The 12,526-nt window shown below is 57.5% G+C and carries 15 protein-coding genes; 11 read left to right on the forward strand and 4 right to left on the reverse strand.

Going from position 1 to position 12,526, the window contains the following annotated elements; all coding sequences use genetic code 11:
- Nucleotides 1-143: 143 nt before the first annotated feature.
- Nucleotides 144-1,133, reverse strand: coding sequence for a type IV pilus twitching motility protein PilT (locus PGS10_RS07155; RefSeq protein WP_289575937.1), 990 nt, complete (start codon nucleotides 1,131-1,133; stop codon nucleotides 144-146).
- Nucleotides 1,134-1,149: 16 nt separating this feature from the next.
- Between PGS10_RS07155 and PGS10_RS07160 the strand changes: the two genes are divergently transcribed.
- From PGS10_RS07160 to PGS10_RS07195, 8 genes are all read left to right on the forward strand, one after another.
- Nucleotides 1,150-1,854, forward strand: coding sequence for a YggS family pyridoxal phosphate-dependent enzyme (locus PGS10_RS07160; protein ID WP_063416375.1), 705 nt, complete (start codon nucleotides 1,150-1,152; stop codon nucleotides 1,852-1,854).
- Between the two features lie 17 nt (nucleotides 1,855-1,871).
- Nucleotides 1,872-2,438 carry a YggT family protein gene (locus tag PGS10_RS07165; RefSeq protein ID WP_015369729.1) on the forward strand — a complete coding sequence of 189 codons (567 nt, stop codon included), beginning with the start codon at nucleotides 1,872-1,874 and terminating at the stop codon, nucleotides 2,436-2,438.
- A complete protein-coding gene (gene yggU, locus PGS10_RS07170; protein ID WP_015369728.1) occupies nucleotides 2,435-2,725 on the forward strand; it encodes a DUF167 family protein YggU in 291 nt (96 codons plus the stop codon). Before PGS10_RS07165 ends, yggU begins: the two co-directional genes overlap by 4 nt.
- Nucleotides 2,726-2,737: 12 nt before the next feature.
- A complete protein-coding gene (locus tag PGS10_RS07175; protein WP_316422649.1) occupies nucleotides 2,738-3,331 on the forward strand; it encodes an XTP/dITP diphosphatase in 594 nt (197 codons plus the stop codon).
- Nucleotides 3,324-4,463, forward strand: a complete 1,140-nt coding sequence (gene hemW, locus PGS10_RS07180) for a radical SAM family heme chaperone HemW (protein ID WP_316422651.1) — start codon at nucleotides 3,324-3,326, stop codon at nucleotides 4,461-4,463. Before PGS10_RS07175 ends, hemW begins: the two co-directional genes overlap by 8 nt.
- A gap of 291 nt (nucleotides 4,464-4,754) precedes the next feature.
- A complete protein-coding gene (locus tag PGS10_RS07185; protein WP_045392084.1) occupies nucleotides 4,755-5,801 on the forward strand; it encodes an ABC transporter substrate-binding protein in 1,047 nt (348 codons plus the stop codon).
- A 59-nt stretch (nucleotides 5,802-5,860) separates the two neighbouring features.
- On the forward strand, nucleotides 5,861-6,670 hold the full coding sequence (locus tag PGS10_RS07190) for an ATP-binding cassette domain-containing protein (protein WP_316422652.1): 810 nt from the start codon (nucleotides 5,861-5,863) through the stop codon (nucleotides 6,668-6,670).
- A 4-nt stretch (nucleotides 6,671-6,674) separates the two neighbouring features.
- Complete coding sequence (locus PGS10_RS07195) at nucleotides 6,675-7,922, forward strand: sugar ABC transporter permease (RefSeq protein ID WP_047044097.1); 1,248 nt, start codon at nucleotides 6,675-6,677, stop codon at nucleotides 7,920-7,922.
- 46 nt (nucleotides 7,923-7,968) lie between these two features.
- Here PGS10_RS07195 and PGS10_RS07200 read toward each other — a convergent pair whose 3' ends face one another.
- The 3 genes from PGS10_RS07200 to trmB are packed head-to-tail and all read right to left on the reverse strand — an operon-like array spanning nucleotide 7,969 to nucleotide 9,784.
- Nucleotides 7,969-8,685: a DUF2884 domain-containing protein gene (locus PGS10_RS07200; protein ID WP_015369723.1), complete on the reverse strand. Its 717-nt coding sequence runs from the start codon at nucleotides 8,683-8,685 to the stop codon at nucleotides 7,969-7,971.
- 53 nt (nucleotides 8,686-8,738) lie between these two features.
- Entirely contained in the window at nucleotides 8,739-9,065 is a 327-nt protein-coding gene (locus PGS10_RS07205; RefSeq protein ID WP_015369722.1) for a YggL family protein, read from the reverse strand.
- Nucleotides 9,065-9,784, reverse strand: a complete 720-nt coding sequence (trmB, locus tag PGS10_RS07210; protein ID WP_045392086.1) for a tRNA (guanosine(46)-N7)-methyltransferase TrmB — start codon at nucleotides 9,782-9,784, stop codon at nucleotides 9,065-9,067. Before trmB ends, PGS10_RS07205 begins: the two co-directional genes overlap by 1 nt.
- Before the next feature lie 136 nt (nucleotides 9,785-9,920).
- Between trmB and mutY the strand changes: the two genes are divergently transcribed.
- The 3 genes from mutY to mltC are packed head-to-tail and all read left to right on the forward strand — an operon-like array spanning nucleotide 9,921 to nucleotide 12,414.
- Entirely contained in the window at nucleotides 9,921-10,979 is a 1,059-nt protein-coding gene (gene mutY, locus PGS10_RS07215; RefSeq protein WP_316422654.1) for an A/G-specific adenine glycosylase, read from the forward strand.
- Nucleotides 10,980-11,007: 28 nt separating this feature from the next.
- Nucleotides 11,008-11,283: an oxidative damage protection protein gene (locus tag PGS10_RS07220; RefSeq protein ID WP_045392090.1), complete on the forward strand. Its 276-nt coding sequence runs from the start codon at nucleotides 11,008-11,010 to the stop codon at nucleotides 11,281-11,283.
- Between the two features lie 48 nt (nucleotides 11,284-11,331).
- Nucleotides 11,332-12,414 carry a membrane-bound lytic murein transglycosylase MltC gene (gene mltC / locus PGS10_RS07225; protein WP_045392092.1) on the forward strand — a complete coding sequence of 361 codons (1,083 nt, stop codon included), beginning with the start codon at nucleotides 11,332-11,334 and terminating at the stop codon, nucleotides 12,412-12,414.
- Nucleotides 12,415-12,526 lie beyond the last annotated feature (112 nt).

The raw sequence follows: 12,526 nt of genomic DNA on the forward strand, positions 1-12,526 counted from the left end.
AGCGCGGTAAATGTAAGCCCGCTGTCATAACATTCATTATTTAGGCTTAGGTCGTACCACTTATTTGTATTATAAAAACATTTATCAAAACATTAATTGAACACTGAATTAACAATTTAATGAATACCATCTTAGTTTCATCACTACGAGGGGGATAACTCACCTGCCGCTGCACGTTGTTGAAAACTCTGCGCAAAGGTTTGCATCCCAGCCTGCTGGCTGGTTTGCATCACGCCGGGTAGTTGATGCGTTTTTCCTTCGCGGATCAAATTTGCCACCGCCGGCGTGTTCACTAAAAGTTCGTATAGCGCAACCCGGCCGCCAGAAGCATTTGGCAACAATTTTTGCGCCGCCACGGCGCATAAACTCCCTGCCAGCTGGCTACGAACCGGCTCTTTTTCTTCCGCTGGAAACACATCCACCAGCCGCTCGATGGCCTGCGCCGCGCTGCGGGTATGCAGCGTCGCCATCACCAGGTGCCCGGTTTCGGCTGCGGTCAGCGCCAGGCGGATGGTTTCGCTATCGCGCAGCTCGCCTAATAAGATGACGTCCGGGTCCTGACGCAGTGCCACGCGTAGCGCCGCCGCGAAAGAGGAGCAATGGCGGCCGATTTCGCGCTGCTGGATCAGGCAGTTTCTGCTGGCGTGAATAAACTCTACGGGATCCTCAAGGGTTAAAATATGACCATGGCGATGTTGATTGAGGTAGTCCACCATCGCCGCCAGGGTGGTCGATTTGCCGCTACCGGTAGCGCCGGTAATCAGGATCAAACCACTCTCTTCATTTAGCAGTTCGCTAAGCGCGGCGGGCGCGCCCAAATCAACCAACTGCGGGCATTGCTGCGGCAACAGACGCAAAGCCAGCGACAGGCCGCGCGCGTGGGCAAAAGCGCTGGCGCGCAGCCGAGGCCCGTTCGGGAGGGCCAAAGCGAAGTCAACCTGACCATCGGCACGCCACTGCGCCAGCTGTGGGTCGTTAAGCCAGCGAGTGAGGATTTTCTCAACATCCGGCGAAGTAAAGGGCGCAGGCTCAAGCTTTCCCAAACGACGCCAGCGCGGCGGATACGCGCTGCACAGGTGTAGATCGGAGACATTATGCTTTACACTAAGGGCCACGATTTCTTCCAGCTCCATAACTGATCCTCGGAATATGAACGATATTGCGCATAACCTGGCACAGGTCCGGGATAAAATCTCAGGCGCTGCCGCCCGCTGCGGCCGCGCTCCAGAAGAAGTTACGTTGCTTGCAGTGAGCAAAACCAAACCTGCGAGCGCTATCGAAGAAGCAATGGCCGCAGGACAGCGGGCATTCGGCGAAAACTACGTCCAGGAAGGGGTGGATAAAATCCGCTATTTCCAGCAGGCGGGCGTCAGCGGTCTGCAATGGCACTTCATCGGCCCGCTGCAGTCCAACAAAAGCCGGCTGGTGGCCGAACATTTTGACTGGTGCCACACCGTCGACCGGTTGAAAATCGCCAGCCGCCTGAGCGAGCAACGTCCGGCGGATCTAGCGCCGCTGAACGTGCTGATTCAAATCAACATCAGCGATGAACAGAGTAAATCCGGGATCCCGCTGGCGGAGCTTGACGCTTTAGCCGCCGGTGTCGCCGCCTTACCGAACCTCCAGCTTCGCGGGTTAATGGCCATTCCGGCGCCAGAGTCAGAGTATGAAAGGCAGTTTGCCGTCGCCCAACAAATGGCGGTAGCATTCGCGCAACTGAAAACGCTCTACCCTTCGGTTGATACGCTCTCTCTGGGCATGTCGGATGACATGGAAGCCGCTATCGCGGCGGGAAGCACTATGGTGCGCATCGGGACCGCAATCTTCGGCGCGCGCGACTACAGCAAAAAATAAGGAATCTGAGGAACGCCATGAAGACGTTGACCTTCCTGCTCTCCACGGTCATTGAACTCTACACAATGGTCATGTTGTTACGCGTCTGGATGCAGTGGGCGCGCTGCGACTTTTACAATCCGTTTTCGCAGTTCGTGGTGAAAGCCACCCAGCCTATCGTCGGGCCACTGCGCCGGATTATCCCGGCAATGGGGCCGCTGGATAGCGCCTCCCTGCTGGTCGCCTTCGTGCTCTGCGTTATCAAGGCGATCGTGCTGTTTATGGTAGTCACCTTCCAGCCGATTATCTGGATTGCCGCGGTGCTGATCCTGCTGAAAACCATCGGTTCGCTGATTTTCTGGGTGCTGCTGCTGATGGCTATTATGAGCTGGGTAAGTCAGGGTCGCAGCCCGGTGGAATACGTGCTGATGCAGTTGGCCGACCCGCTGCTGCGCCCGATTCGCAACCTTCTGCCATCCATGGGCGGCATCGACTTTTCGCCGATGGTGCTGGTGCTGCTGCTGTACGTGATTAATATGGGGATCGCCGAGCTGCTGCAAGCTACCGGCAATGTCCTGCTTCCGGGGCTGTGGATGGCGCTATGAGTGCCGTTGAAGTCTGTGCTGACGGGCTGGTGCTCAGGCTGTATATTCAGCCAAAGGCCAGCCGCGATAGCCTTGTTGGTCTGCATGGCGACGAGCTCAAAGTCGCCATCACCGCCCCACCCGTCGACGGCCAGGCAAATGCCCATCTGGTAAAATATCTCGCTAAACAGTTCCGCGTCGCGAAAAGCCAGGTGCTTATCGAAAAAGGCGAACTGGGCCGTCATAAACAGGTAAAAATCATTCACCCGCAGCAGATCCCGCCCGCCGTCGCGGCGCTGACTGACTAAACAGGATTGAATATGCAAAAAGTTGTACTCGCTACCGGCAACGCCGGTAAAGTTCGCGAGCTGGCCTCGCTGCTGGAAGATTTTGGTCTCGACGTCGTCGCCCAGACCGAGCTTGGGGTCGATTCCGCCGAAGAAACCGGCCTGACCTTTATCGAAAACGCGATCCTCAAAGCGCGTCACGCCGCGCAGGTCACCGGCCTGCCGGCCATCGCCGACGATTCGGGCCTGGCGGTGGATGCGCTGAGCGGCGCGCCGGGAATTTACTCCGCCCGCTACTCGGGCGAAAACGCCAGCGACCAGCAGAATCTGGAAAAGCTGCTGGATGCTCTGCAGGATGTGCCCGATGAGCAACGTCAGGCCCAGTTCCACTGCGTGCTGGTGTATCTGCGTCATGCCGAAGACCCGACGCCGCTGGTATGCCATGGCAGCTGGCCGGGCGTGATTACTCGTCAGGCGGCGGGTAACGGCGGCTTTGGCTATGACCCAATTTTCTTTGTGCCGTCCGAGGGTAAAACCGCGGCGGAGCTGAGCCGTGAAGAGAAAAGCGCCATTTCCCACCGCGGGCAGGCGCTGAAACTGTTACTGGAAGCATTACGTAATGGCTAATTTGCCGCCTCTGAGTCTTTATATTCATATCCCGTGGTGCGTGCAGAAATGCCCGTACTGCGATTTCAATTCGCATGCGTTGAAGGGCGAAGTGCCGCACGACGACTACGTCCAGCACCTGCTTGCCGATCTACGCCACGATGCACCATACGCACAGGGACGTGAAATTAAGACTATTTTTATCGGCGGCGGTACGCCGAGCCTGCTTTCCGGCCCGGCGATGCAAACCCTGCTTGATGGCGTGCGCGCCTGCCTGCCGCTGTCGGCGGATGCGGAGATCACCATGGAAGCCAATCCGGGGACCGTGGAGGCCGATCGCTTCGTTGACTATCAGCGTGCCGGCGTCAACCGTATCTCCATCGGCGTGCAGAGCTTTAGCGAGCCCAAATTGCAGCGTCTGGGACGTATTCACGGCCCGGAAGAGGCAAAACGCGCGGCGCGGCTGGCGAGCGGCCTCGGGCTGCGTAGCTTTAACCTCGATTTAATGCATGGCCTACCGGACCAGTCGCTGGATGAGGCGCTGGATGATTTGCGCCAGGCGATCGCGCTGAATCCGCCGCATCTGTCGTGGTATCAGTTGACTATTGAGCCGAACACGCTGTTTGGTTCGCGCCCGCCGGTGTTACCGGATGACGATGCGCTGTGGGATATTTTCGAACAGGGACATCAATTGCTGAGCGCCGCAGGTTATCAGCAGTACGAGACCTCCGCTTACGCCAAACCAGGCTATCAGTGCCAGCACAATCTCAACTACTGGCGCTTTGGCGACTACCTCGGTATCGGCTGCGGCGCGCACGGCAAAGTGACCTTCCCCGATGGCCGCATTCTGCGTACGGCGAAAACCCGTCACCCGCGCGGCTACATGGAAGGCCGTTACCTGGAGCGTCAGCACGACGTGGAGGCGGCGGATAAACCGTTCGAGTTCTTTATGAACCGCTTCCGCCTGCTGGAGGCCGCGCCGCGCGCGGAGTTCAGCTTGTATACCGGACTTGATGAGCAGGTTATCCGTCCGCAAATCGATGCCGCCATCGCCGAAGGCTATCTGCTGGAAGATGCGCAAAACTGGCAGATTACCGAGCACGGTAAGCTGTTTTTAAATTCGCTGCTGGAGCTGTTCCTCAGCGAAGAGTAACCCCTGCGGGCGGCGCATCGTCGCCCGTATCTTCCCCCTACATCCTCTCCCGCTACGGTCAAATCGACTGGCGTTTTTTTGTTCGCTTATTTGCTGCGAATCACAAAATCCGATCGACTTTTTTCCTTTTCTTGACTCATTTTTTGCGCAGTGGTAATCCTGCTTCATCGGTTGAGCAAATGTAAAACCGACGTATCCTACATGTGAATTATTGGTAACTCTGATTAAAAAAGTCTCTGTAACGTCGGCGCAACCCGGCGGGCTTAAGCCTATAAGAAAGAGGGTAACACAATGAATTACCGTAATATTTTTATCACACTCGCCGCACTAACCGGCACCGTCACGGCTTCAGCCTGGTCTGCAGAGTCCGCCACCGTGGCCTTTTTAATGCCCGATCAGGCCTCTACCCGCTATGAGCAGCACGACTTCCCCGGTTTTAAGGCGGAAATGAGCAAGCTTTGCGCGGAATGTAAGGTCATCTATCAGAATGCCAACGCCAACGCGTCGCTCCAGCAGCAGCAGTTCAACTCGGTAATCGCCCAGGGGGCGAAAGTGATCGTCCTGGATCCGGTTGACTCTTCCGCCGCCGCCGCGCTGGTCGAAAACGCCCAGGCGCAGGGGGTCAAGGTCATTGCCTATGACCGCCCGGTGCCAAACAAACCGGCCGATTTTTATGTTTCGTTTGATAACGAGGGCATTGGCTACGCCATCGCGAAATCCCTCACCGACCACCTGAAAGCGAGCGGCGTGCCGCAGGACGCCGGGGTGCTGCAAATTAACGGTTCGCCAACCGATGCCGCCGCAGGGCTGATCCGCGACGGTATCCATCGCGGATTGAAAGAGTCCGGTTACAAAACGCTGGCCGAATTCGACACCCCGGAGTGGGCGCCGCCGAAAGCCCAGGAGTGGACCGCCGGGCAGGTTACCCGCTTTGGCGACAAAATTAAGGGCGTGGTCGCGGCGAACGACGGTACCGGCGGCGGGGCGATTGCCGCCTTTAAAGCTGCCGGCGTCCAGCCGCTGCCGCCGGTCACCGGCAATGACGCCACTATCGCCGCGCTGCAGCTGATCATCGCCGGCGACCAGTACAACACCATCTCCAAGCCATCGGAGATCGTTGCCGCAGCGGCGGCCAAAGTGGCGGTTGATTTTATTCAGGGCAAAAAACCGCAGGCCAGCACCACCCTGTACAACACCCCTTCCCAGCTATTTACCCCGGAAGTGGTGACCGCCAAAAACATCAAAGCGGAAATCTTCGATAAAAAAATCCAGACCTGGGATCAGGTGTGTAGCGGCGAATACGCCGCCGCCTGCCAGAAGTTAGGCATCAGCAAGTAACCTGTGACCCTGCGCCCGCTGCGGCGGGCGTGATTTCGCCATTATTGAGGTCGTTTTGTATGCCGCAACAACAACACAACTCCGCCGCCGGGCGGCCAATACTGCAACTGCGCAACGTCTCTAAACATTTTGGCGCGGTGTCGGCGCTGACGGATATCGAATTAGAAGTCCACGCCGGCGAGGTGGTCGCGCTGGTCGGCGACAACGGCGCGGGCAAATCCACGCTGGTGAAGATCCTCGCCGGCGTCCACCAGCCGACCTCCGGCACCATTGAGTTTGACGGCAACCCTGTCACCCTCGATAGCCCCGGCAAAGCGCTGGAATACGGTATTGCCACGGTGTTTCAGGATCTGGCGCTGTGCGAAAACCTTGATGTGGTGGCAAACCTGTTTCTGGGCCATGAAATTTCGCCGTTCCAGCTTGATGAAGTAGCGATGGAAGTGAAAGCCTGGACGCTACTGCAGGAGCTGGCGGCACGAATTCCATCAGTACGCGAACCGGTGGCATCGCTTTCCGGCGGCCAGCGGCAGACCGTCGCCATCGCCCGTTCGCTGCTGCTGAATCCTAAAATCATCATGCTCGATGAGCCTACCGCGGCGCTGGGCGTCGCGCAGACCGCGGAAGTGCTCAACCTGATTGAGCGCGTTCGCGATCGCGGGCTTGGTGTCATCATCATCAGTCACAACATGGAAGACGTTCGCGCCGTCGCCGACCGTATCGTGGTGCTGCGTCTCGGGCGCAACAAAGGGCTCTTCACGCCCGATGCTTCTAATCAGGATCTGGTCGCCGCGATCACCGGCGCGACGGAAAACGCCGTCTCGCGCCGGGTTGAACGTAAATCACAGCCCACGACTTCCGGAGCGATGTAATTTTATGAACAGTAAGACCGCATCCCACACCGCGCTGGACCGCAGCGATGAGCGCGTTCGTCACGACGAGGGCCTGTTCGGCGCCCTGCGCGCGCAGATAACCCGCATCAAAACCGGCGATCTCGGCACCGCGCCGGTGATCGCCGGGCTGATTGTGATTTCCCTGGTCTTCACCTTCCTCAATCCGGTCTATATCGCGCCGAATAACCTGGTGAACCTGCTGTTTGATTGCGCGACGGTCGGGTTTATCTCGCTCGGCATCGTCTGCGTTTTGATGCTTGGCGAGATAGACCTGTCGGTCGGCTCGATGAGCGGCCTGGCATCGGCTATCGTCGGCGTGCTGTGGGTGAACGCAGGATGGCCGCTGGCGGGAGCCATCGCCGTGGCGCTGGCCTGCGGCGTGGCCGTCGGGCTGGTCTACGCGCTGCTGTATAACCGCGTCGGGATGCCGAGTTTCGTCGCCACCCTCGCCGGCCTGCTGGCGCTGCTGGGCATGCAGCTGTATATCCTCGGGCCGAGCGGCAGCATTAACCTGCCCTACACGTCGCCGCTGGTACGCTTTGGCCAACTGCTGGTGATGCCCGGCTGGTTCTCACACCTGATGGCGCTGCTGCCGGGGCTGGCGATTATTGTCTTTGGCCTGAAAAAACGCTCGCGGCGCCTGGCGGCCAATCTTTCCGCCGAGGGAGTCAGCTCGCTACTGGCGCGCGCGATCGCGCTGACGATTATCTTCGAGGCCGCGGTGCTTTACCTCAATCAGGGGCGCGGTATTCCGTGGATTTTCGGTCTCTTCGTCGCCTGCGTGATGATCCTCAACTACGCGCTGAAACGGACAAAATGGGGCCGCTCAATGTTCGCGGTCGGCGGCAACCGTGAAGCGGCGCGCCGTTCGGGGATTAACGTACGGGCGATTTATGTGAGCGCTTTCGTCCTGTGTACCACGCTTGCGACCTTCGGCGGCATTCTCGCGGCGTCACGACTGGCCTCCGCCAGCCAGCAGGCCGGCACCGGCGACGTCAACCTCAACGCCATCGCCGCAGCGGTGATCGGCGGCACCAGCCTGTTCGGCGGACGCGGCAGCGCCTGGTCCGCGCTATTGGGGATCATCGTGATTCAGTCGATTTCAAATGGGCTGACGCTGTTGAACCTGCCGTCATCGCTGCGCTATATCATTACCGGCGCGGTACTGGCGATTGCGGTTATCATTGATTCTCTGGCTCGCCGTTCACGCGTGTCGCACGGCCGGGCCTGAGTGGAGAAGAGCGCGGCCCAAAGCTATGCGGGCCGCGAAATCTTGATTATTTTAACGAGCCAACCAGCGCTTTGCGGCTCTCTTCCAGCGAGACCACCCGGCTGCAGACATCTTTGCCAAACTGCTGGAAATCCGCTTCCTGGTTTTTCCACTCATCCTGGATTGCGGTTTGCAGGCCGCCAAGACTGCCGAGAATGCCCTGCAGCGGGTTGCCGCCGCCTTTGAGCACCGCTTTGGCGCCCATCTCGTTAATGCTGTCCTGCAGAATGCCGCCCATCGCCTGATTCACCAGCTGTTGGCCATCGGCGCGAACCTGGTCGATAGCTTTATAGTGGAAAGTCAGGCCATCGCTGCGACGTTCGATAATGCGGTTCATCTGTTCTTTCAGCTGCGCGTCCAGCTTGGTCAGGCGGCTATGCATACTGCTGCTGGCGCCGACCTGCTCGGTGATGATTTTATCCAGCGCCTTGCGGCCCTTCTCGACGCGCGAGCGCGCGCCGTCGTCAATCCACGGCAGGCTGCTGCGCAGACCGGCCTGATAATCTTGCGCCTGTTCGCGCTGGGCGGCGCTAAGGGCATAGGCTTTACCGTTAAAAGTCAGATTGCCGTCCGGCTTAATCACCAGATCGCCGTTTTCCCCCTTCACCTGCACCTGCTGCGGGCTGAGGATCACATCGTCACGCGGCGTGACGCTACACTGGTAGTCCGCGTGGGCAGACAAAGCGGTGACGGAAAGCGCCACCGCCAGCAGCGTTTTGCGCATCTTTTTACTCCCTTAAGACAAATCGGGCCGGCAATTGCCGACCCTTGTCAAACTTAGTCCCACCAGACGTCAAAAAGTTCGCTGGTGCGCACATCCGCTAATTTACGATCTTCCAGCCACTTACGAACGATGGCCTGATGCTCTTCAGTACATTTACCGATTTCCTGCATGCAGATGAGCCCTTCCCACGAGAGATAGCCGCTGCCGTCAAAGGCCAGTTTGTTCGGCTCAATGACCTCTTCGATCAGATCGTTGACCGTCTGGTCGATCTGCTCTTCGCTGGTCCCTTCCGGGAAACGCCAGGCTACGGAGAAACCTAACTCCTGAAACTCGTCGATATGCATTTTTTTACGCAGACGACGGCTACGATTCTTGGCCATTATTTCACCCTCTCGAACATTAAGTCCCATACGCCGTGGCCAAGACGATGGCCACGTTGTTCAAATTTGGTTACCGGGCGCGATTCCGGGCGCGGTACGTAATCGTTACTTTCCGACAGGTTACGATAGCCTTCCAGCGAAGACATCACTTCCAGCATATGCTCGGCATAGGCTTCCCAGTCGGTCGCCATATGGAAGACGCCGCCCAGCTTCAGCTTGCTTTTTACCAGCTCGGCGAAAGGCGGCTGCACGATACGACGTTTATTATGACGCGCTTTATGCCACGGGTCAGGGAAAAACAGCTGCACCATATTCAGCGAGTTATCCGGGATCATCGTGTGCAGCACTTCGACCGCATCGTGACACATTACGCGCAGATTTTGTACGCCTTCTTCTTCCGCGGACGCCAGGCATGCGCCGACGCCCGGCGAGTGCACTTCAATACCGAGGAAGTTTTGCTCCGGTTTAGCTTTCGCCATCGCCACCAGCGAGGCGCCCATGCCGAAACCAATTTCTAAGGTGACCGGCGCTTCGCGGCCAAACAGGGCGGCGAAATCGAGCGGCGCATCGTTGAATTCAACGCCCATCACCGGCCAAATGTTATCCAGCGCATGCTGCTGCCCTTTCGTCAGGCGGCCCTGGCGACGGACAAAGCTACGAATACGGCGCAGCGGGCGACCGTTTTCATCGAATTCCGGAGAAATGACGTCGTTTTTCATAAAAGTTAAGTCTGCTTGTGAATGTGTTCGGAAAACGGGCATTATCCAAAGTTACCCGGCGGATGCAAGGGTTTACAGCCACTCGCCCTTGTGCTGCAATCTGCCACCCTGTAATCGCGATTCCGGAGCCGTAGCTTTGACTTTTCTCGCCGCGCAATTTTCAGCCCAGGTCCTGGACTGGTACGACAAATACGGCCGTAAAACCCTGCCCTGGCAAATCGCCAAGACGCCTTACAAAGTATGGCTCTCCGAAGTGATGTTGCAACAAACCCAGGTCACCACGGTTATTCCCTATTTTGAACGCTTTATGGCGCGTTTCCCAACGGTTGTTGATTTAGCCAACGCGCCGCTCGATGAAGTGCTGCATCTGTGGACCGGCCTTGGCTACTACGCGCGAGCGCGCAATTTACATAAAGCCGCGCAGCAGGTCGCCACGCTGCACGGCGGCGAGTTCCCGCAAACCTTTGAAGAGGTGGCCGCGCTTCCCGGCGTCGGGCGCTCGACGGCGGGGGCGATTTTATCCCTTTCGCTCGGTCAGCATTATCCGATTCTCGACGGCAACGTGAAGCGGGTACTCGCCCGCTGCTATGCTGTGAGCGGCTGGCCGGGGAAAAAAGAGGTGGAAAAACGGCTGTGGGAAATAAGCGAAGAGGTGACGCCGGCGCAGGGCGTAGAGCGCTTCAACCAGGCGATGATGGATCTCGGCGCGATGGTTTGCACCCGCTCGAAACCGAAGTGCGAACTGTGCCCGCTGAGTAAAGGCTGCGTGGCCTACGCTAACCATTCATGGGCGGAATATCCGGGGAAAAAACCGAAGCAGACCATCCCGGAGCGCACCGGCTACTTCCTGCTGATGCAGCACGGCGACGAGGTGTACCTCTCCCAACGTCCGCCGGTAGGTTTATGGGGCGGATTGTTCTGTTTTCCGCAGTTTGAGGATGAAGCCGGGCTACGCGAGTGGCTAGCGCAGCGTCAGATAAAGGCCGATAATCTGACGCAATTAACCGCCTTCCGCCACACTTTCAGCCATTTCCACCTGGATATTGTGCCGATGTGGCTTACAGTGCACTCATCTGGCGCATGCATGGATGAAGGTAACGCACTCTGGTATAACTTAGCGCAGCCGCCATCGGTCGGACTGGCGGCCCCCGTGGAGCGCTTGTTGCAACAGTTGAAAGCCGGAACGCCGGTCTAGTTTTTTCGGCTATAAAAGAGGATTGATTATGAGCAGAACGATTTTTTGTACTTTCCTGCAGCGTGAAGCGGACGGCCAGGATTTCCAGCTGTATCCGGGCGAGCTCGGTAAGCGCATTTACAACGAAATCTCCAAAGAGGCCTGGGCGCAGTGGCAGCATAAGCAGACCATGCTGATCAACGAGAAAAAACTCAGCATGATGAACCCGGAGCACCGCAAGCTGCTGGAACAGGAGATGGTGCAGTTCCTGTTTGAAGGGAAAGACGTTCACATCGAAGGCTACACGCCGCCGGAACAACAGTAAGGGCCTCACGGCCTTTACCAAACAAACACAACACGCACTCCCGGAATGATGAAAAAATACTTAGCGCTCGCGCTGATTGCGCCACTGCTCGTGTCCTGTTCCAGTTCCAATAAAAAAGGCGCCGAATATAACGAGGCCTGGGTCAAGGACACTAACGGATTCGATATCCTGATGGGCCAGTTTGCCCATAACATCGAGAACATTTGGGGGTATAACGAAGTTCTGCTCGCCGGGCCGAAGGACTACGTAAAATATACCGATCAATATCAAACCCGTAGCCACATCAACTTTGATGCCGGTACGATTACCGTCGAGACCATCGCCGGAACCGATCCGCAAGGAAGGTTACGCCAGGCGATTATCAAAACCCTGTTGATGGGCGATGACCCCAACTCTATCGACCTCTATTCCGACGTCGATGATATTCAGATTTCCAAAGAACCGTTCCTCTACGGCCAGGTCGTCGATAACACCGGTGAATCCATCCGCTGGGAGTGGCGCGCCGCGCGCTATGCCGATTATCTGCTGCAAACCCGCCTGAAGAGCCGTAACAACGGCCTGCGCATGATTTATAGCATCACCATTAATCTGGTGCCTAACCACCTCGATAAACGTGCGCATAAATATCTCGGTATGGTGCGCCAGGCCTCGCGTAAATACGGCGTAGATGAGTCGCTGATCCTTGCGATAATGCAGACAGAGTCGTCGTTTAACCCCTATGCGGTGAGCCACGCGGATGCCATGGGGCTGATGCAGGTCGTTCAGCACAGCGCGGGGAAAGACGTCTTCCGTTCGCAGGGCAAATCCGGCCTGCCGAGCCGCAGCTATCTGTTTGACCCGGCGAATAACATCGATACCGGTACCGCCTATCTGGCGATGCTGAACAACGTTTATCTCGCCGGCATCGATAACCCCACCTCGCGTCGCTACGCGGTGATCACCGCCTATAACGGCGGCGCTGGCAGCGTACTGCGCGTCTTCTCCAGCGATAAAGTCCAGGCGGCGAACATCATTAACAGTATGGCGCCAGGCGACGTCTACCAGACGCTCACCACCCGCCATCCATCTGCCGAATCGCGCCGTTATCTGTATAAAGTTAACACCGCGCAAAAAAGTTATCGCCGTAAGTAACGCTTCTCCCCCACAGGCCCGGGCATCGCACCGGGCCTCTCTTTTTTTATGACATACTTGGTAATATCTTTCGATTTTCTGCGGCAGTTAACAGAAGCTTGCAATCGCTAAA

Source organism: Klebsiella sp. 141153, from assembly GCF_032601995.1.
Classification (GTDB): domain Bacteria; phylum Pseudomonadota; class Gammaproteobacteria; order Enterobacterales; family Enterobacteriaceae; genus Klebsiella; species Klebsiella aerogenes.

Coding starts and splice junctions, on each gene's coding strand:
- PGS10_RS07200 (WP_015369723.1), bottom strand. CDS start 8,685: ATGCGCAAAACGCTGCTGGCGGTGGCGCTTTCCGTCACCGCTTTGTCT.
- PGS10_RS07160 (WP_063416375.1), top strand. CDS start 1,150: ATGAACGATATTGCGCATAACCTGGCACAGGTCCGGGATAAAATCTCA.
- PGS10_RS07155 (WP_289575937.1), bottom strand. CDS start 1,133: ATGGAGCTGGAAGAAATCGTGGCCCTTAGTGTAAAGCATAATGTCTCC.
- PGS10_RS07190 (WP_316422652.1), top strand. CDS start 5,861: ATGCCGCAACAACAACACAACTCCGCCGCCGGGCGGCCAATACTGCAA.
- trmB (WP_045392086.1), bottom strand. CDS start 9,784: ATGAAAAACGACGTCATTTCTCCGGAATTCGATGAAAACGGTCGCCCG.
- PGS10_RS07205 (WP_015369722.1), bottom strand. CDS start 9,065: ATGGCCAAGAATCGTAGCCGTCGTCTGCGTAAAAAAATGCATATCGAC.
- yggU (WP_015369728.1), top strand. CDS start 2,435: ATGAGTGCCGTTGAAGTCTGTGCTGACGGGCTGGTGCTCAGGCTGTAT.
- PGS10_RS07220 (WP_045392090.1), top strand. CDS start 11,008: ATGAGCAGAACGATTTTTTGTACTTTCCTGCAGCGTGAAGCGGACGGC.
- PGS10_RS07175 (WP_316422649.1), top strand. CDS start 2,738: ATGCAAAAAGTTGTACTCGCTACCGGCAACGCCGGTAAAGTTCGCGAG.
- PGS10_RS07165 (WP_015369729.1), top strand. CDS start 1,872: ATGAAGACGTTGACCTTCCTGCTCTCCACGGTCATTGAACTCTACACA.
- mltC (WP_045392092.1), top strand. CDS start 11,332: ATGAAAAAATACTTAGCGCTCGCGCTGATTGCGCCACTGCTCGTGTCC.
- PGS10_RS07195 (WP_047044097.1), top strand. CDS start 6,675: ATGAACAGTAAGACCGCATCCCACACCGCGCTGGACCGCAGCGATGAG.
- PGS10_RS07185 (WP_045392084.1), top strand. CDS start 4,755: ATGAATTACCGTAATATTTTTATCACACTCGCCGCACTAACCGGCACC.
- hemW (WP_316422651.1), top strand. CDS start 3,324: ATGGCTAATTTGCCGCCTCTGAGTCTTTATATTCATATCCCGTGGTGC.